This window comes from Proteus cibi (assembly GCF_003144405.1).
Taxonomy (GTDB): domain Bacteria; phylum Pseudomonadota; class Gammaproteobacteria; order Enterobacterales; family Enterobacteriaceae; genus Proteus; species Proteus cibi.
In genome coordinates this window covers 273,701-293,157 of record NZ_PENW01000009.1, presented here as the reverse complement: position 1 = coordinate 293,157, position 19,457 = coordinate 273,701, and the positions used below count along the sequence as shown (strand labels likewise).

Genomic DNA, 19,457 nt, shown 5'->3' with positions numbered 1-19,457 from the left:
TCGATCCCTTTTCTGGGTGAAAAGGCAGAGTGAGTGAACTCTGCCTTTAATGGATAAATAACGTATTTTAATGCGTAGCCATAAGTCTTAGCGTTTTATTGCCAAAACTCTTTTGATGCATCAAAGAAAGCTTTCCACTCTTTACTGTTTCTTGCTCTCTCTCGTGCTACGTTGTCCATGTAATAACGAATACGCTTGATATCATCAGCATTGTCTTTTAATACAACACCGATTAATTGGCGAGCAATTGCACCCGCATTCATCACACCATCACCTAAATAATGCGCTTCTAAGGCACAAGCATAAGCAATGTTCACGGCTTCTGCGGTTGACATCACCGCATCCGGTGTTTTGATATTGCCACCATCTTTGGTATTACCTGAACGCAACTCTTGGAATGTAGTGACCAGCAATTCCACCACATCTGTGGGTACCGTGACTTCACTTGCTAAAGCGCCTAATTCATTCTCAAGTTGTGATTGGATCAAGCTAATTTCAAATGCAGGATCACGAATAGGTTTCACTGTCTCAAAGTTAAAACGGCGCTTTAATGCGGCTGACATTTCATGAACACCGCGATCACGTAAGTTGGCTGTACCGATAAGGTTAAATCCGGGTTTTGCACTAATACGCGCACCATCACCCATTTCAGGGATCATCAATTGTTTCTCTGACATCAAGGAAACCAACACATCCTGAATTTCAGGAGGGCAGCGGGTTATCTCTTCAAAGCGAACAATTTTGCCTTGTAGCATGCCTTGATATAACGGAGAACCGACTAACGCACGCTCTGTTGGACCTTCAGCCAATAACAATGCATAGTTCCACGAATACTTAATATGATCTTCTGTTGTGCCAGCCGTACCTTGGATCGTTAATCCTGAATCACCACTGATGGCGGCTGCAAAAAGCTCTGAAAGCATCGATTTTGCTGTGCCGGGTTCACCAACCAGCATTAAACCTTGTTTACCTAATAATGTGACAATGGCGCGATCGACCAATGCATCATCGCCAAAAAACTTAGGTGTGATACCTAATGCATCATCACCTAAAATAAATTGGCGTACAGCACGAGGAGAGCGAAGCCATCCTTGTGGTTTAGGATTATTAGCATCAGCTTTTGTTAAACGCTCTAACTCTTGAGCAAATCGAACCTCAGCGCTTTCCCTAATTGCTTGTTGATCTGCGGGTGCTTTTTTAGCCATATTCTTTCCTAATTATCCCTATCTTTTACCAAGGTGTTTTCTTTTCCCATTCAGGATCAAATCCTGCGCAAGCTTCAGCGACTTTTAGATAATCGGCATAGCTTTCTGCTAATAGAATCGGTGGTACATCTTTTAGCTCAACATTATTACGATCCCAGTAATCTTGCTGATTTTTCTCAAAGCTCAAATCGAATAAGACCGCTGGAATGTTTTCTTCTGGCACATAGCTACCACTGAAACCGATATTCACGTAGTAGTTTAAACTAGAGAAGAATTTGTAATAGTGTGAGAACGAGCCACCATCTTCTGCAGGGCCTCGTTGATAACCCATTTTGGTTAAAATACCGCGTAACGTGAAGGTGTCTGTGATCCAGCCTTTTCTATCTTCCACTTCAGTTTGCTTCAGATCTAATTCTGGGATCTTATGCTCCATCTGAGAGAACAAGAATTTCACTTTGTAATCTTTAAAATGAGCCATCCATGCTTTACGCTCATCTTCATTAACTAATGCTGCGTGAGCAAGCTGGATCAATGAATCATTTTGTAAAGTCACTTCATCATCTTCTAGATCAAGCAATGCACCATCATCAGAAGGGCGGAATGTATTGATAACCTTGCCATCTTTCACTTCTTGCCAAACCAGTTGTTCAATCAGTTTATGCATGATTGGATGCGCTAAGATATATTCTTGCCAATCCGTGCTTAACCACTGACGTTGAGCACACATCGCTTCATATAAGCGCACACTTTGTAGTTCGATAACTTGTTTAAGTTCTTTTTTGCTTGAAGTGAAGAGTTTTTTCGCTTCTTTGATAAGCTCTGGATCATCATTTTTACGCGCAGCAGGTAAGGCTTTAACTTCTTTCCCTTCAGGATTAAACAAGACTAATTTTTGTTTTGCATCCATCTTCGCAGTAAAGGTACGCTCACCGTATTCCAGCACTAATGTACCGGTATCATCAAAGCCCGCGGTTGGAATGGTTCTATCCGCTAATTCATCTGAACTCCAGCCATTACGTTCAGCAATTTGCGTGACTAAGTTACGCGCTTTTTCTTGCACTGATGCAGTACGATAACGACGAGATAATGACAGAAGAAGCTGAATGATAATCGGATCATTGCTTGATGCTACGGCATCAATCATCGCTTCAATTTGCGCACGACGCTGATAGTGATCACGCATATAGTTACGTAATACAGATACCGCAACATGACCTTCAATACCACAGATAAGCGCTAACATACCTTTATCACTGATTGCTGAGCCTAAATAACGACGTAATACCTCGTTTTTAATCTCTTCAATCACTTGCTCTAAAGTGTAGTTTTCATATTTAGCGTAATATTCAGGATAACGCTTCGCCCAGTTTTGATAATTGCTTAAACGACCCGGAGCTTCACGTTGTGCTTCTACCATCGCTTCTTCAAGTGTTGGTCCTTTAATATCTTGAGCAACAAAGGTGTGTAGAATAAAACTTGAAAGCTTATGTTGGCTATCGAGAGAGAGCAGGCCGATATAACGTTGTAATAACGCGTTTCCTCCTGGCATTTTTAGTTTTACTGCCAGAATAATCCACCAACGAATAATGGCTGGATCAACTGCTTTTTTGTTTTCCCATGTTAATGCCGGAATAGCATCAAAGTTAAACCAAGCAAGGCTTGAAGGTGCTTTAGCTTTAAGACCTTTTTCCGCTTCAGCTAATAAAGTTTTTGGTGATAAATAACTTGATATATCTTCACCAAGTTGCTCTAACGCCGTTAATAAAGAGGCACGTACTATTTCGCGCTTCTCTTTTTTCAATAAGGCATTTAGTGCAGGTAATGACTCTGGATTTTTTAAACGAGCTAACCAGTCAATCGCGGTAACGCGAATTTCTTGTTTCGCAGAAGATAAACCTTCTTGAGCACTTGTATGAATATTTGGCAGTGTTTCAAGTAAATTCTGCGCTGAAACGCGGTGCATTTTATTTTCACCTAATGCCAATTCCATAATTCGAGGCACGAATTGCGCTGGAATGGTAGGGAAACGACCTAATACTTTAATGCCTTGTGAAATTTCAAACTGGCGATAACGATGCTCACTTTGATTTGGCATTAAATTCAGGGCTTCAGCGATATAATCTGGATGTTGAGAGAAGAAAGGCCAAACTTGCTCTGGTTTACGGAAGCGTTTTAAACCATCCTCATAAGATTCTAAACATAATGCCGCTGTCAGTCGGGTTGCATTTTTAAAATTGCAACGTTGCAACACATCTTCAAGGTGACGTAATTCAATATCACTAAATAAGCGCTCAGGAATTTCGCCGTTAAAATAGTGAGAAGAGAAGTGATCGGCATGTTGGCGATTATTAACGATCACACGCACAGCATGGAACAGAGTATATTCAGGTAAATTTAAAACCCGATTTTTATGTTTAATGATTTGAATTTCATTTGATTGGATTGAGCCTTGTCCGCTATTTAATTTATCCACTAATGCGCGACACTGCTTTTCATTAATCTTAGACAAATCTTTATAATGGCGTTGTGCCCAATTATAAGAATGTTTAGCCGTTTTATTTTCTTCAATTTCACGCTCAGCATTTTCTTTGGCTTTGAGCAATAGCTCATTGAAGTTATTAACCATCATATCGCGAACGCTATCAGGTAATGGTGTATCTTCTAATGGCGTGAAATCAGGAAGCTCAATAGCCTCTACGGTATTGGCATCTTCTGCAACATTAAAACGTAACAAGGCGCTTTCAATACTTTTCATTACCGCTTTAGAGGTTTCATGTTTTAACGCTTCTTCAAGGACATCGCGGTTTTCACCTTGGCGTGCAAATAAATCGGCTGCTTGAGTACGTTGTTTTGGCGTACCATTCATTAAAACATGGGTAAGATTTTCTTTAACAATTTCAGGCGGTAAGGTGACTAAAATTGGCTCTGCGGTTTTTTTAACGCTTTTTAAGCTGCTGGTGGCAAGTAATACAATAATGTCGGCAAAAGTGTCGCGTAATACAGTATTTTTATTGAGGTAATTAATTAACTCAACTAAGCCATTTGCTGACAATTTTTCAACTAACTCTGTTCTGATAAAGTCTTGATGTGAAAGTAGGTAGTCTTTTAAATCACTTAATTCATAAATACGCTTAAGATTAGAGGCATAATATTCAGAAACTTCTTTTCTATCAAACACTGCGAATAAGGCATTTTCACCTGCAATATTGGCCTCTTTTTCGACCATATTAGCGATAAATTCCATACTCCAATGTTTACGATGCTCTAAATTGAGATTGCGTGCATTTTCATAAGTGTTGTAAAACACATCAATTAAAAGATACAGCACCCAAGTGGGGACTTCTTTTGTGATAACTTTAATATTGACATCTTGGCAAGCCGCCGCGAGAACCTTACCATAACGCGCAACTTGTTCTGCTGAAAAGCCATCGCCGACTTTAGAATAGAGTTTGTGTCGTGCGTTCAGCCCTTGAGTGATAACTTTATTATATTGGCCTGTATTCACGTTATGTGCATACCACCACTCTAACGTACCTGGTTTATCAAAATAAACGGCCGCTTTTGAAGCATCCAGCTTATTTAATTCGAAAAGGATCTCCGGATTTTCACCTGTAAGTACATAATTTAATGTACGTTTAGGCAAACTCTCATCAAATATTGCAAGCAACACCAGTGATTCTTGGAGATGTTTTTCGGTAATTGCGACGTCTTTTTTCCCAAAAAGTGGGAAAATGTCTAAGATTTTTTTTATCACGCCAGTTCCTTAAGCTATGTATGGATAAACAGTTTTTTTACCATGAAACAGCGTAACGAACAATTTGATTATTGTTATAATAAATAAAGGCAAGAGATAATATTGGTTAAATTTATAGAGATAAACACTAAATAAAGTCACTAATCTTTATTAATGTTCAACTTGTCCTTATATAAAAGGATATATCAGGAAAAAGTGCTAAAAACGAAGAAATGATAATAAAGGCATTTTTTGTGGAATTGAACAAGATTAAGAATTGTCTGTTAAGCAAAATAAGCGTTAACCCTTAGCGAAATTGATTAAAAAATAACAGCAGAAAATAAGATCAATTGTAAGAGAAAACCCCGTACCTTTAAGAGATACGGGGTAAGTTTATTATTTAGCCGTTTGGCGAGAAAAAGACAACAATAAGGAACCGATGCTACAAATGAGTAACGTTATCGCTAAACTTTGTCCCCATCCTGCCAGTGCAAGCCCACCACCAATTAACAGATAGTAAAACAAGCCTAATAATGCGCCCGCAGTACCTAAACGATCTTTATATTGTGCTAATGCAGTCGCTAAGATATTGGGAATAGCAATACCATAAGCAATAACGCTGGTCATCATTGGAATAATAAAGCTAATGTGGTTACGTAATACATAAACACCCACAGCACTGACTAATGCAATAAAACTCGCGAGTAAAACTAAATTTCCACATTGCCAATGACGGTTTAATAGTGCTTTATTCATATAAGAGCCAATCCCGACACCTATTGCCAATGCAATACCACTATAACCAAAGGTGCTTGCACTATAACCTTGTTTATCAAACATAAAAGGTGCTAATTGATAATAAGCAAAGAGGCTGATATTAAAAAAGGCAATTAATAATACTGTTTTAGCAATTTGCTTATCCTTAAGCATTTTTATTGCAGTTTCTCCTAACGGTGCTGTTTTAACTGTTTCAGGGCGACTTTCTGGTAAAGCAAAAGTACTCCATAACAGTAACATGACAGCAAGAAGGGCAAGGCCACTAAACACACCTTGGTAACCCGCATAACTTACTAATAATGAACCACTTAACATCCCAATTGCTGGACTGAGTGCGATAGCCGCTCCCATAACAGAGAAAACTTTAGCCAGTTCATCACCACTATACACATCACGCATAATAGTTTGAGTGCCCACTGAACCTACTGCTGCACCAAAAGCAGAAAGCATGCGTAATCCAAGTAAGACTGAAAAATCTTGTGTCATAAAAACGCCTAGACAAGCAACGGCATAAATAAACAATCCAGCTAACATTGTCGGACGACGACCAATGACATCACATAATCGACCCCATATAATGACGCCCAATGCAAACGCAAAGAAATAGAGCGAAAGTGTTTGTCCAGCCTCGTTTGCACTGACACGAAAGCCATTTGCAATATCAGTCAGTGCTGGGCTATAAATGGTTTCTGCAATTTGTGGAAACATCATTAATGCAATTGCTAACCATAAAGAGAGTTTTTTGTTCATCTTTTATCCTACATCCTTAAATCTTGATGGACAGAATACAGAGATAATGAATGTCTTGTTATAAACATAAAGACATATTATTTTTTAAATAGGACAAGTGATGGCTTGGCTTAATCAATACGACCGCTTTGTGCCAGAAGAGCATCTTGCATCAGTCGTTGGTATTGCCGCAGAAATGGGAAAGCACGACTCAGGATTTCATTCTCATGATAGAGGGCAGTTGTTATTTACGCAGTCAGGGTGTATGCGAATTACTTTGGCTTCCCGCGTTTCTGTATTACCTCCCATGAGGATTGCGTGGATACCCCCGAGACTCGAACATCGCGTCGAAATGTACGCCTCTGTTGGATATCGTTCAGTTTATATTAGTGAAGAATTTCATGATCATTTTCCCAATGAGAGTGAGATCTTAACAATTTCACCTCTTTTACGCGAAATATTAGAGCGAATTTCTATTGCTGATTTTGATACTCAGTGGGAAGAAGGGCGTTACGCCAATTTATTGGCTGTTTTCTTTGATGAAATCGCTCATGCACCGCGACAACCTAATCATTTATTTATGCCTAAAGATAGACGGTTAAGTCGTTTATCCTTTGATGATTTACCGCCAGCATTACAAGAAATGGCAAAGTATGTGGGGGCGAGTGAAAAAACGATCACACGCTTATTTTATAAAGAAACGGGGCTCAGCTATCAACAATGGCGCCAACAATGGCGATTAATGAAAGCCATTGAATTATTAGCTACCCATCATCGTTATATTGATATTAGTCAGATATTAGGATTTGCCAGTGACAGTGCCTTTATTACTTTTTTCAAAAAAATGACAGGGCAAACACCGCAAGAATATTTAAAAAGCTGATCGAATTTTATCGATATATTTAAAATATAAAGCCCCGATTTAAACGGGGCTTAGCAAGATAGATAATGAATAAAACTCAATTATTTCTTTTTAATTTCACTTTTGAACTCGCGCTCATCATAACCAGTATAAAGCTGACGAGGACGCGCAATTTTCAGACCATCTTCGTGCATTTCATTCCAGTGAGCAATCCAACCAATTGTACGTGCAATAGCAAAAATAACGGTAAACATATTGGATGGAATACCTAACGCTTTAAGGATAATACCAGAGTAGAAGTCAACGTTAGGATACAGTTTTTTCTCAATAAAATACGGGTCGTTTAAAGCAATACGTTCTAATTCCATAGCCACTTCAAGTAAGCTGTCATTGAGGTTTAGTTCTTTTAACACTTCATGACAGGTCTCACGCATTACTGTTGCACGAGGATCGTAGTTTTTGTAAACACGGTGACCAAAGCCCATTAAACGGAAGGAGTCATTTTTATCTTTTGCACGTTTAATAAATTCAGGAATATGTTCAACCGTTTTGATCTCTTCCAGCATACGTAGACAAGCTTCGTTAGCACCACCATGAGCCGGTCCCCAAAGTGACGCGATACCTGCTGCGATACATGCAAATGGGTTTGCACCCGAAGAACCCGCAGTACGCACTGTCGAAGTTGATGCGTTTTGCTCGTGATCTGCGTGAAGGATGAAAATTCTATCCATTGCGCGTTCAAGTACTGGGTTAACAACATACTCTTCGCATGGTGTTGCAAACATCATATGTAAGAAGTTACCAGCATAGGAGAGGTCATTTTTTGGATAAACGAAAGGTTGACCAATAGAGTATTTGTAACACATGGCTGCCACTGTTGGCATTTTTGATAGTAGGCGATAAGCCGTGATATCGCGGTGAACAGGATTACTGACATCCAATGCATCGTGATAGAACGCAGCTAATGCGCCAGTAACACCACATAAAACCGCCATCGGGTGAGAGTCGCGACGGAAACCATGGAACAGTCGAGTGATTTGTTCATGGATCATGGTGTGACGAGTGACGGTAGTTTTAAATTTATCGTATTGCTCTTGTGTCGGTGCTTCACCGTACAGCAGGATATAACAGACTTCCAAGTATGTTGATTCAGTCGCTAATTGCCCGATAGGGAAACCACGGTGAAGTAAGATACCGTTATCACCATCAATAAAAGTGATTTTTGACTCACAAGAGGCGGTTGAAGTAAAGCCGGGATCATAGGTGTAATAACCTTTGGAGCCGAGAGTACGAATATCAATAACTTTGGAACCGAGTGTAGGGGATAGAACGTCCAAGTCTACAGATGTTTCAGCAATCGTTAGCTTAGCTTTGTTATCAGCCATTTATAATCTCCTTAGCGCTTATATGTCTCCTAACAAAGTCGAGGGTATCTTCATAAAGATGCACTTCGATAGTGAAACTATAGTTGATGTAAGGTACCCAGCCGAGTTTTATTTAATGCCCGTAATGTCTAGGTCTATAGTGTGTCACTTATGTTAAGGAGCTTTTGATGTTATGTTTTTTAGGTGCTTTTTTATGCAATGCACTTAGAATTAGTACTGCTATCACTTTTACATAAGTTTGAGGTTTCTGGAAGCGTGTTTGCGCACAAAAAAAACATAAACATTAAAATAATACGGTGAATGTAATAAAAATGTTGTACATGTGTCAAAAATGATAATCATTTTTGCATCAGATGTATTAAATAGTGATCCCTCTCACTGTTCGAGGCAAATGTCGGGCACACAAGTTGTGTGGTAATTGTAATAAGTTTGTGAAGCACTTATACTGCGCGCAGGTCTCCGGAACCGTTGTTGTATGGAGAACCAGCGTAACGAATCCACACTTTTTGTAAAATAGACGGATTTAACATTTTACTTAAGATGTGCCTTTGTACCCCATTCGCTGTTTGATTTCCATCCAGGTCCGGAGGAAGGAAAAATTATAAAAGCTGTGTGGGCATAAATTGTGAAAAAACAAAGACCTGTCAATCTGGATTTACAGACGATACAGTTTCCACTCCCTGCTATCGCATCGATCTTGCATCGTGTCTCTGGGGTTATCATGTTAGTCGCAGTTGGCATCTTACTGTGGTTACTTGGCACCTCTCTCTCCTCTCCTGAAGGTTTTCAGCAAGCTGCTGAAATTATGACTGGCTTCTTCGCGAAATTTATTTTGTGGGGCATCCTAACGGCATTGGCGTATCACATTTGTGGTGGTATCCGTCATATGCTAATGGACTTCGGCTTTATTGATGAAACCTTGATTGTGGGTCGCAACTCAGCGGCTGCATCAATGGTTATTACCGTTATTTTATCAATATTGGCGGGGGTATTAGTATGGTAAGTAATTCTTCTACTTTAGGCCGTACTGGCATACAGGATTGGTTATTCCTTCGTGCCTCAGCCATTATTATCGTTTTATATGTTCTTTATCTTGTAGGGTTTATTGCTACAACAGAAATAACCTATGAGGTATGGCGTGGGTTCTTTAGCTCATCCTTAACCAAAGTGTTCACCATCTTGACCCTGCTTTCTATTCTTATTCACGCGTGGATCGGAATGTGGCAAGTGTTAACGGACTATATTAAACCGCTGGCATTACGCCTGACTTTACAACTGATTATCGTTGTTGCGCTGTTGGTTTATCTTATTTATGGAACAATTGTGGTGTGGGGTGTGTAATGAATCTGCCAGTAAGAGAGTTTGATGCTGTTGTTATTGGTGCTGGTGGTGCGGGTATGCGTGCCGCTTTACAGATTTCTCAAATGGGTCTGTCTTGTGCACTGATTTCTAAAGTTTTTCCTACTCGTTCTCATACTGTTTCCGCTCAAGGGGGGATTACTGTTGCACTAGGTAATACTCATGAGGATAACTGGGAATGGCACATGTACGATACGGTAAAAGGTTCCGATTATATTGGCGACCAAGACGCTATCGAATATATGTGTAAAACCGGCCCTGAAGCAATTTTAGAGCTGGAACATATGGGACTCCCATTTTCTCGCCTAGATGATGGTCGTATTTATCAGCGTCCATTCGGTGGTCAGTCAAAGAACTTTGGTGGTGAACAAGCTGCACGTACAGCTGCTGCCGCTGACCGTACTGGGCACGCATTATTGCATACCCTTTATCAGCAAAATTTAAAAAACCATACAACCATCTTTTCAGAATGGTACTCACTGGATTTAGTGAAAAACCAAGATGGCGATATCGTTGGTTGTACTGCCATTTGCATCGAAACGGGTGAAGTCGTTTATTTCAAAGCAAACGCCACGATTTTGGCTACTGGCGGTGCCGGTCGTATTTACCAATCAACCACTAATGCGCATATCAACACAGGTGATGGTGTGGGTATGGCGGTTCGCGCAGGCGTTCCTCTGCAAGATATGGAAATGTGGCAATTCCACCCAACAGGTATTGCAGGTGCGGGTGTATTAGTGACCGAAGGTTGCCGTGGTGAAGGCGGATATCTGTTGAATAAAGACGGTGAACGCTTTATGGAACGTTATGCACCAAACGCCAAAGACCTTGCAGGTCGTGACGTGGTTGCGCGTTCTATTATGATCGAAATTCGTGAAGGCCGTGGTTGTGATGGTCCTTGGGGGCCTCATGCGAAATTAAAACTGGATCATCTGGGTAAAGACGTTCTTGAATCTCGTTTACCGGGTATCCTTGATCTATCTCGAACTTTCGCACACGTTGACCCAGTTAAAGAACCAATTCCTGTTATTCCTACTTGTCACTATATGATGGGGGGGATCCCAACAAAAGTGACGGGTCAAGCTATCCGTGTAAACGAGAAGGGCGAAGATGTTGTTATTCCTGGATTGTTCGCAGTAGGTGAAATTGCTTGTGTATCTGTTCATGGTGCAAACCGCTTAGGTGGTAACTCACTGTTAGACCTCGTTGTATTTGGTCGTTCAGCAGGGGTTCACTTAAAAGAGTCACTAATGGAACAAGGCACAATGCGTGACGCGAGCGATTCTGATGTCGAAGCTGCATTAACTCGCTTAAATCGCTGGGAAAACAACCGTTCTGGTGAAGATCCCGTTGAAATTCGTAAAGCACTGCAATCTTGTATGCAACATAACTTCTCGGTATTCCGTGAAGGCGATGCGATGGCAAAAGGCTTAGAAGAACTGAAAGTGATTCGTGAGCGCTTACAAAATGCACGACTGGATGATAATTCAAGTGAGTTTAATACTCAGCGTATTGAATGCTTAGAATTAGATAACTTGATGGAAACGGCTTATGCCACTGCGGTATCTGCAAACTTCCGCACAGAAAGCCGTGGCGCTCATAGCCGTTTCGATTTCCCAGAACGTGATGATGCGAACTGGTTATGTCATACATTATATCAACCGCAAACCGAAACAATGACACGACGTGAAGTCAATATGCAGCCGAAACTGCGTGAAGCCTTCCCACCAAAAGTGCGTACATATTAATCAGCGGTGTTATTGAAGTTGCGGAGACTTAAATATGAAACTTGAATTTTCGATTTATCGTTACAATCCCGACGTTGATAATGCGCCGCATATGCAAGATTACACCCTCGAAGTTCCTGAAGGGCGTGACATGATGCTGTTGGATGCATTAATTCAATTAAAGGAAAAAGATCCTACCTTATCGTTCCGTCGCTCTTGTCGTGAAGGTGTTTGCGGCTCTGATGGCGTGAACATGAATGGTAAAAATGGTTTGGCTTGTATCACACCTATTTCATCTTTACAGAAAGGAAGTAAGAAAATTGTGATCAGACCGTTACCTGGTTTACCCGTCATTCGTGATTTAATAGTGGATATGACTCAGTTCTATACACAGTATGAGAAAATTCGTCCGTATTTAATTAATAATGGCAAAAATCCTCCTGCTCGTGAGAACTTACAGTCACCAGAACAACGTGAAAAGCTTGATGGGCTTTATGATTGTATCCTTTGTGCTTGTTGTTCAACCTCTTGCCCGTCATTCTGGTGGAATCCAGATAAGTTTATCGGGCCTGCTGGATTGTTAGCGGCATATCGTTTCTTGATTGATAGTCGTGATACAGAAACTGAGTCTCGTCTTGATGATCTTAACGATGCGTTCAGTGTGTTCCGTTGTCATGGCATCATGAACTGTGTCAGCGTATGTCCTAAAGGACTTAATCCAACAAAAGCGATTGGTCATATTAAGTCAATGTTGTTAAAACGTAGTGCATAAAATAATAACCGCCCTAAAATAGTTAGGGCGGTTAATGGAAAAACTAAATTAGACGTTTGCGGTAAAAATAGTAAGGCACCTTTAAACACTGTAAGACAGTGCTTAAAGGTTCCTTGAGAGCTTAAGCTCCATATTTAAAGAACCTGCGAGATAGCGGGTCATAAGAGAACCTTGCAATCGACACCGTTTAATCACGGTATTAGTTATCCACGGCGAACTAAAGCTGTATAGCTTAAGGGATCATAATGCAGAACGGCGCAATGAAGGACTGGCTAGAATCAACCTTTCTAGCAGGAGAGAATCAGTCTTACATAGAAGATATCTATGAAGATTACCTAACTGACCCAAACTCTGTTGACGAAAGTTGGAGAGAGATTTTTCAACAACTGCCCGCAAGTCAAGGCATAGAGCAGTCGCATTCTCAAACCCGCGACTACTTCAGACGCCTCGCAAAAGAATCCACTCGATATCATACCTCGGTAAGCGATCCGGCAATGGACTCAAAACAAGTTAAAGTTTTGCAGCTCATCAATGCCTTCCGTTTTCGTGGTCATCAAAACGCTAATCTCGACCCACTTGGTTTATGGAAACAAGAATCTGTTCCAGATTTAGATCCTGCTTTCCATAATCTAACTAAAGAAGACTTTGAAGAAACCTTTAACGTCGGTTCTTTTGCTATTGGCAAAGAAACGATGAAACTAGGTGATTTATATGAAGCACTGAAACGCATTTACTGTGGTTCAATCGGTGCTGAATATATGCATATCACTAATACTGAAGAAAAACGCTGGCTACAACAACGTTTAGAATCAGTGAATGTTGCAGACCAATTCACTAAAGAAGAAAAGTTACGCTTTCTTGCTGAGCTAACCGCGGCTGAAGGTTTAGAGCGCTATCTAGGTGCTAAATTCCCAGGTGCAAAACGCTTCTCTTTAGAAGGTGGTGATGCATTAATTCCGATGTTAAAAGATTTAATTCGTCATGCAGGTAAACAAGACACTCGAGAAGTGGTTCTTGGTATGGCGCACCGTGGACGTTTAAACGTTCTGGTTAATATCCTAGGTAAAAAACCGGCTGATTTATTTGATGAATTTGCGGGTATTCATAAAGAACATTTGGGAACGGGTGACGTTAAATATCACCAAGGCTTCTCATCTGATTTTGCGACGGAAGGTGCTCAAGTTCACCTCGCATTAGCTTTTAACCCATCTCACCTAGAGATTGTTAGCCCAGTTGTAATCGGTTCTGTTCGTGCTCGTCGTGATCGCTTAGATGAAGCGCGTAGCAATATGGTACTTCCTATTACGATTCATGGTGATGCTGCTGTGACAGGTCAAGGTGTTGTGCAAGAAACCCTGAACATGTCTCAAGCGCGTGGCTATGAAGTCGGCGGTACAGTTCGTATTGTTATCAATAACCAAGTTGGTTTTACGACTTCAAATCCAAAAGATGCCCGTTCAACACAATACTGTACTGATATTGTGAAAATGGTTCAGGCACCTATTTTCCACGTTAATGCGGATGATCCTGAAGCGGTAGCTTTTGTCACTCGCTTAGCATTGGATTTCCGTAATACCTTTAAACGCGATGTTATGATTGATCTCGTTTGTTACCGTCGTCATGGTCACAACGAAGCGGATGAGCCAAATGCGACTCAACCTCTGATGTATCAAAAAATCAAAAAACATCCAACACCACGTAAAATTTATGCAGATAAACTGGTTGCTCAATCATTGCTTGATGCCAATGATGTGACAGAACTGGTGAATCTCTATCGTGATGCGTTGGATCGTGGTGATTGTGTTGTTGAAGAATACCGTCCAATGGGTCTGCATTCTTACACATGGGAACCGTACTTAAATCACGAATGGAATGAAGAGTATCCACATAAAGTAGAGAAAACGCGTTTACAAGATTTAGCGCGTCGTGTGAGTACCGTTCCTTCAGAAATTGTGATGCAGTCTCGTGTTGAGAAAATTTATGCTGACCGTGCTGTTATGGCAGAAGGTGAGAAACTACTCGACTGGGGTGCCGCAGAAACATTAGCGTATGCGACTTTAGTTGACCAAGGTATCACCATTCGTCTTTCTGGTGAAGATGCGGGACGTGGTACATTCTTCCATCGTCATGCTGTTATTCATAACCAAACAAATGGCTCTGTTTATGTACCCTTAGCCAATGTTCATAATGCTCAAGGACAATTTAATGTCTGGGATTCTGTATTAACAGAAGAAGCAGTACTTGCATTTGAATATGGTTATGCCACAACAGAACCTCGCGGTTTAACGATTTGGGAAGCGCAATTTGGTGACTTCGCAAACGTTGCTCAAGTGGTTATCGACCAATTTATTAGCTCTGGTGAGCAAAAATGGGGTCGTATGTGTGGTTTAGTTATGTTGTTACCACACGGTTATGAAGGTCAAGGTCCAGAACACTCCTCTGCGCGTTTAGAGCGTTATCTGCAACTGTGTGCAGAGCAAAACATGCAGGTTTGTGTGCCATCAACTCCGGCTCAGGTTTACCATATGTTACGCCGTCAAGCGTTACGTGGTATGCGTCGCCCACTTATCGTAATGTCACCAAAATCACTGTTACGTCATCCATTAGCGGTTTCTGCGTTGGATGAATTAGCAAATGGTAAATTCTTGCCTGTTATTGGTGAAATAGATGATTTAAAACCTGCTGATGTGAAGCGTGTTGTGATGTGTTCCGGTAAGGTTTACTACGATTTATTAGAACAGCGTCGTGCTAATGAGCAAAACAACGTTGCCATTATTCGTATTGAACAACTGTATCCATTCCCACATGAAGATATGGCTCAGGTCTTAGCTCCTTATGCTCATGTGAAAGATTTCGTATGGTGTCAAGAAGAGCCACTGAATCAAGGTGCTTGGTACTGTAGTCAGCATAACTTCCGTGATGCCATTCCTACTGGCGCAACATTACGTTATGCAGGACGTCCTGCATCAGCCTCGCCAGCAGTTGGTTATACCTCTGTTCATCAGGAGCAACAAAAAGCTCTGGTTGAAGACGCACTGAAAGTTGAATAAATAAGGATAGAAAATGAGTAGTGTAGATATTCTAGTACCGGATCTCCCTGAATCAGTTGCAGATGCATCGGTCGCAACTTGGCATAAAAAACCTGGTGATAGCATTCAACGCGATGAAGTGCTGGTTGAAATCGAAACAGATAAAGTTGTTTTAGAAGTTCCTGCAAGTGAAGCGGGTGTTTTAGAAAGTATTCTTGAAGAAGAAGGCGCTACCGTTGGTTCACGCCAATTACTCGGTCGCATTCGTTTAGGTGATAGCACTGGCATTCCTGCTGATGTGAAACCTGCTCAAGATAGCACTCCAGCACAGCGTCAAAGTGCTGATATTGCTGAAAAAGGCAATAATGATGCATTAAGTCCAACAGCGCGTCGCTTAGTGGCTGAGCACGATATTAACCCTGCGGATGTAAAAGGTAGTGGTGTCGGTGGACGTTTAACTCGCCAAGATATCGAAGGCCATGTTGCGAATAAATCAACTGCACAACCGGTAGCAGAAGTGCCTCAAGCACTGTTATCTCACCGTAGCGAAAAACGTGTACCAATGACACGTTTACGTAAACGTGTAGCTGAGCGTTTGTTAGAAGCGAAAAACACCACTGCAATGTTGACAACGTTTAACGAAATCAACATGCAACCAATCAAAGATTTACGTGCTCAGTATGGTGAAGCATTCGAAAAACGCCACGGTGTACGTTTAGGCTTTATGTCTTTCTATATTAAAGCCGTTGTTGAAGCCCTGAAACGCTATCCAGAAGTTAATGCTTCTATCGATGGTACTGATGTGGTTTATCACAACTACTTCGATATCAGTATTGCGGTATCAACACCACGTGGTCTGGTAACACCAGTATTACGTGATGCGGATGCAATGAGCATGGCGGATATTGAGAAAAACATCAAAGCATTAGCTGTAAAAGGTCGTGACGGTAAGTTAACTGTTGAAGATTTAACTGGCGGTAACTTCACTATCACAAATGGTGGTGTTTTCGGTTCATTAATGTCAACTCCGATTATCAACCCACCACAAAGTGCCATTTTAGGGATGCATGCAATTAAAGATCGCCCAATGGCAGTAGATGGTCAGGTTGTTATTCTACCAATGATGTATCTGGCTCTGTCTTATGACCACCGTTTAATTGATGGTCGTGAGTCTGTCGGTTTCTTAGTAACCGTTAAAGAGATGCTAGAAGATCCAGCTCGTTTATTACTTGATGTATAGGTAATAGATATCGCTTTTAGGCAGGAGATGCTCCTCCTGCCTACTTAGCAACAGACACAAGCATCAAAGAAGTACAGTGTGTTCGTGAAGCCAGATTTCACTGGCTTATAGTCAAAAAAATAAGAAAGCCCGACTTTCAACAAGATTATGGATAGAACATCATGAATTTACACGAGTATCAGGCAAAACAGCTTTTCACACGGTATGGATTACCAGCACCTGCTGGTTTCGCCTGCTCCACACCGCGCGAGGCAGAAGAAGCTGCATCAAAAATCGGTCAAGGCCCTTGGGTCGTGAAATGTCAGGTTCACGCGGGTGGACGTGGTAAAGCGGGCGGCGTAAAAGTCGTTAAATCTAAAGAAGAGATCCGCGCATTTGCTGAACAATGGTTAGGTAAACGTCTAGTCACTTATCAAACAGACGCTAATGGTCAGCCTGTTACACAGATTTTAGTTGAAGCAGCAACGGATATCGCTAAAGAGCTTTATCTTGGTGCGGTTGTTGACCGTGGTACCCGTCGCGTTGTCTTTATGGCTTCAACAGAAGGCGGCGTTGAAATTGAAAAAGTGGCAGAAGAAACGCCAGAACTTATTCATCGCGCAATTATTGATCCACTGACAGGTCCTATGCCTTATCAGGGAAGAGAATTAGCATTTAAACTGGGTTTAAAAGGCAAGCAAGTTAGTCAATTTGCTAAAATCTTTATGGGATTAGCCACTATTTTCTTAGAGCGCGATCTTGCTTTAATCGAAATTAACCCACTGGTTATTACTAAAGAAGACGATCTGATTTGTCTTGATGGTAAATTAGGCGTAGATAGCAATGCGCTGTATCGTCAACCAGAAATGCGTGAAATGCACGATCCTTCACAAGAAGATCCTCGTGAGGCACAAGCTGCACAATGGGAACTGAACTACGTTGCATTAGATGGCAACATTGGTTGTATGGTTAATGGTGCAGGCTTAGCGATGGGAACAATGGATATCGTTAAACTTCACGGTGGCGAGCCTGCAAACTTCCTTGATGTAGGTGGCGGTGCAACAAAAGAGCGCGTAACGGAAGCATTTAAGATTATTTTGTCAGATGAAAATGTCAGTGCTGTATTAGTCAACATTTTCGGCGGTATTGTTCGTTGTGACTTAATCGCAGACGGTATTATTGGCGCAGTTGAAGAAGTTGGCGTTAATGTTCCTGTGGTTGTTCGTCTTGAAGGAAACAATGCAGAGTTAGGCACTAAAAAATTAGCGGATAGTGGATTAAACATTATTGCAGCTAAAAGCTTAACTGATGCCGCGAAACAAGTTGTTGCAGCAGCGGAGGCAAAATAATGTCTATTTTAATCGATAAGAATACCAAAGTAATTTGCCAAGGCTTCACAGGTAGCCAAGGAACATTTCACTCTGAGCAAGCTATTGCTTATGGTACGCAAATGGTTGGTGGTGTTACACCGGGTAAAGGTGGGACTACTCATTTAGGTTTACCTGTATTCAATACAGTACGTGAAGCCGTTGAAGCTACGGGTGCAACTGCAACAGTTATCTATGTGCCGGCACCATTTTGTAAAGATTCAATCTTAGAAGCAATTGATGCAGGTATTAAACTAATTATCACTATTACTGAAGGTATCCCTACGCTGGATATGCTGACAGTTAAAGTTAAATTAGATGAAGCTGGCGTACGTATGATTGGTCCTAACTGCCCAGGGGTTATCACGCCAGGTGAATGTAAGATTGGTATTATGCCAGGACACATCCACTTACCAGGCAAAGTCGGTATTGTATCTCGCTCAGGTACATTAACGTATGAAGCTGTTAAGCAAACAACAGACGTTGGTTTAGGTCAATCAACCTGTGTTGGTATTGGTGGTGACCCAATTCCAGGTTCTAACTTTATTGATATCCTGAAGCTATTCCAAGAAGATCCACAAACTGAAGCGATTGTGATGATCGGTGAAATTGGGGGCACAGCAGAAGAAGAAGCCGCTGCTTATATCAAGGATCACGTTACTAAGCCCGTTGTCGGCTATATCGCCGGTGTAACAGCGCCTAAAGGTAAACGTATGGGACATGCGGGTGCCATTATTGCTGGTGGTAAAGGTACTGCAGATGAGAAATTTGCTGCCCTTGAAGCCGCTGGTGTTAAAACAGTCCGTAGCTTAGCGGATATCGGCGAAGCAATTAAATCACTGATCAAGTAAGTAACAATTCTGTTAATAATTTCAGATTGATACTATTTTAAATGCCAGTTTCCAAAAAAGAAGCTGGCATTTTTTATTTCTAGTTTCATTTAATAGTCACATCAATAGCTAATATTGCCATTAACACATCAATATCCCACCTAAATTTACGCTAATAAATTGTTTTATATTGTCTTTTTTTTAAATTGATCTGTAATAAAAACATCCTTTCTCTATTTGTTTACGTCCTTTTAGAGCCTAAAAATAATGATATAAACCATGTATAAATTTTCTTAATTGTTAAAAACAATATTTTAAATGCATGTTTAAAGTAAAGAAGAGTATCACTTAGAAACAATGAAGACGTGTTTCATGTTGTTTTTAATATAGGTACTTCTATAAATATCGTAACAATTAGCTTTAAATTTATACTAGGATCATGCTGTAACGCTGATTTTTACTA

General features: G+C 40.9%; 13 protein-coding genes. 9 read left to right on the top strand and 4 right to left on the bottom strand.

Annotation, left to right across the window (positions count from 1 at the left end):
- Window positions 1-95 precede the first annotated feature (95 nt).
- From DK865_RS05260 to DK865_RS05250, 3 genes are all read right to left on the bottom strand, one after another.
- Window positions 96-1,205 carry an ATP-binding protein gene (locus tag DK865_RS05260; protein WP_023581179.1) on the bottom strand — a complete coding sequence of 370 codons (1,110 nt, stop codon included), beginning with the start codon at window positions 1,203-1,205 and terminating at the stop codon, window positions 96-98.
- 25 nt (window positions 1,206-1,230) lie between these two features.
- Complete coding sequence (locus DK865_RS05255; RefSeq protein WP_109391389.1) at window positions 1,231-4,959, bottom strand: DUF4132 domain-containing protein; 3,729 nt, start codon at window positions 4,957-4,959, stop codon at window positions 1,231-1,233.
- Between the two features lie 375 nt (window positions 4,960-5,334).
- Window positions 5,335-6,465, bottom strand: a complete 1,131-nt coding sequence (locus DK865_RS05250) for a multidrug effflux MFS transporter (protein WP_109391388.1) — start codon at window positions 6,463-6,465, stop codon at window positions 5,335-5,337.
- Window positions 6,466-6,565: 100 nt separating this feature from the next.
- Here DK865_RS05250 and DK865_RS05245 point away from each other — a divergent pair, with 100 nt between their 5' ends.
- Window positions 6,566-7,327, top strand: coding sequence for an AraC family transcriptional regulator (locus tag DK865_RS05245; RefSeq protein ID WP_023581181.1), 762 nt, complete (start codon window positions 6,566-6,568; stop codon window positions 7,325-7,327).
- Between the two features lie 80 nt (window positions 7,328-7,407).
- On the opposite strand, the gene DK865_RS05240 is transcribed toward DK865_RS05245, so the two are convergent.
- Entirely contained in the window at window positions 7,408-8,691 is a 1,284-nt protein-coding gene (locus DK865_RS05240; protein WP_023581182.1) for a citrate synthase, read from the bottom strand.
- Between the two features lie 622 nt (window positions 8,692-9,313).
- Between DK865_RS05240 and sdhC the strand changes: the two genes are divergently transcribed.
- The 8 genes from sdhC to sucD all read left to right on the top strand — a co-directional run bounded on the left by sdhC (window position 9,314) and on the right by sucD (window position 19,015).
- Entirely contained in the window at window positions 9,314-9,694 is a 381-nt protein-coding gene (sdhC, locus tag DK865_RS05235) for a succinate dehydrogenase cytochrome b556 subunit (protein ID WP_129586864.1), read from the top strand.
- The gene (gene sdhD, locus DK865_RS05230; RefSeq protein WP_006537664.1) at window positions 9,688-10,032 is read left to right on the top strand and encodes a succinate dehydrogenase membrane anchor subunit; all 345 of its coding nucleotides are present in this window, start codon (window positions 9,688-9,690) and stop codon (window positions 10,030-10,032) included. Before sdhC ends, sdhD begins: the two co-directional genes overlap by 7 nt.
- Window positions 10,032-11,798 (top strand): succinate dehydrogenase flavoprotein subunit, encoded by a 1,767-nt coding sequence (gene sdhA / locus DK865_RS05225; protein WP_099075916.1) that lies wholly within the window; start codon window positions 10,032-10,034, stop codon window positions 11,796-11,798. The genes sdhD and sdhA overlap by 1 nt, the downstream gene beginning before the upstream one ends.
- A 34-nt stretch (window positions 11,799-11,832) precedes the next feature.
- Window positions 11,833-12,549: a succinate dehydrogenase iron-sulfur subunit gene (locus tag DK865_RS05220; RefSeq protein ID WP_006537662.1), complete on the top strand. Its 717-nt coding sequence runs from the start codon at window positions 11,833-11,835 to the stop codon at window positions 12,547-12,549.
- 245 nt (window positions 12,550-12,794) lie between these two features.
- Window positions 12,795-15,599 carry a 2-oxoglutarate dehydrogenase E1 component gene (sucA, locus tag DK865_RS05215; RefSeq protein ID WP_023581184.1) on the top strand — a complete coding sequence of 935 codons (2,805 nt, stop codon included), beginning with the start codon at window positions 12,795-12,797 and terminating at the stop codon, window positions 15,597-15,599.
- Between the two features lie 13 nt (window positions 15,600-15,612).
- Window positions 15,613-16,818, top strand: a complete 1,206-nt coding sequence (odhB, locus tag DK865_RS05210) for a 2-oxoglutarate dehydrogenase complex dihydrolipoyllysine-residue succinyltransferase (protein WP_023581185.1) — start codon at window positions 15,613-15,615, stop codon at window positions 16,816-16,818.
- A 161-nt stretch (window positions 16,819-16,979) separates the two neighbouring features.
- Window positions 16,980-18,146, top strand: a complete 1,167-nt coding sequence (gene sucC, locus DK865_RS05205; protein WP_023581186.1) for an ADP-forming succinate--CoA ligase subunit beta — start codon at window positions 16,980-16,982, stop codon at window positions 18,144-18,146.
- Window positions 18,146-19,015, top strand: coding sequence for a succinate--CoA ligase subunit alpha (gene sucD / locus DK865_RS05200; protein WP_006537657.1), 870 nt, complete (start codon window positions 18,146-18,148; stop codon window positions 19,013-19,015). Before sucC ends, sucD begins: the two co-directional genes overlap by 1 nt.
- Window positions 19,016-19,457: the final 442 nt, after the last annotated feature.

Bases quoted from the DNA above. Each gene is read 5' to 3' on its own strand.
- DK865_RS05260 (WP_023581179.1), bottom strand. From the start codon at position 1,205: ATGGCTAAAAAAGCACCCGCAGATCAACAAGCAATTAGGGAAAGCGCT.
- DK865_RS05250 (WP_109391388.1), bottom strand. From the start codon at position 6,465: ATGAACAAAAAACTCTCTTTATGGTTAGCAATTGCATTAATGATGTTT.
- DK865_RS05245 (WP_023581181.1), top strand. From the start codon at position 6,566: ATGGCTTGGCTTAATCAATACGACCGCTTTGTGCCAGAAGAGCATCTT.
- DK865_RS05240 (WP_023581182.1), bottom strand. From the start codon at position 8,691: ATGGCTGATAACAAAGCTAAGCTAACGATTGCTGAAACATCTGTAGAC.
- sdhD (WP_006537664.1), top strand. From the start codon at position 9,688: ATGGTAAGTAATTCTTCTACTTTAGGCCGTACTGGCATACAGGATTGG.
- sdhA (WP_099075916.1), top strand. From the start codon at position 10,032: ATGAATCTGCCAGTAAGAGAGTTTGATGCTGTTGTTATTGGTGCTGGT.
- DK865_RS05220 (WP_006537662.1), top strand. From the start codon at position 11,833: ATGAAACTTGAATTTTCGATTTATCGTTACAATCCCGACGTTGATAAT.
- sucA (WP_023581184.1), top strand. From the start codon at position 12,795: ATGCAGAACGGCGCAATGAAGGACTGGCTAGAATCAACCTTTCTAGCA.
- odhB (WP_023581185.1), top strand. From the start codon at position 15,613: ATGAGTAGTGTAGATATTCTAGTACCGGATCTCCCTGAATCAGTTGCA.
- sucC (WP_023581186.1), top strand. From the start codon at position 16,980: ATGAATTTACACGAGTATCAGGCAAAACAGCTTTTCACACGGTATGGA.
- sucD (WP_006537657.1), top strand. From the start codon at position 18,146: ATGTCTATTTTAATCGATAAGAATACCAAAGTAATTTGCCAAGGCTTC.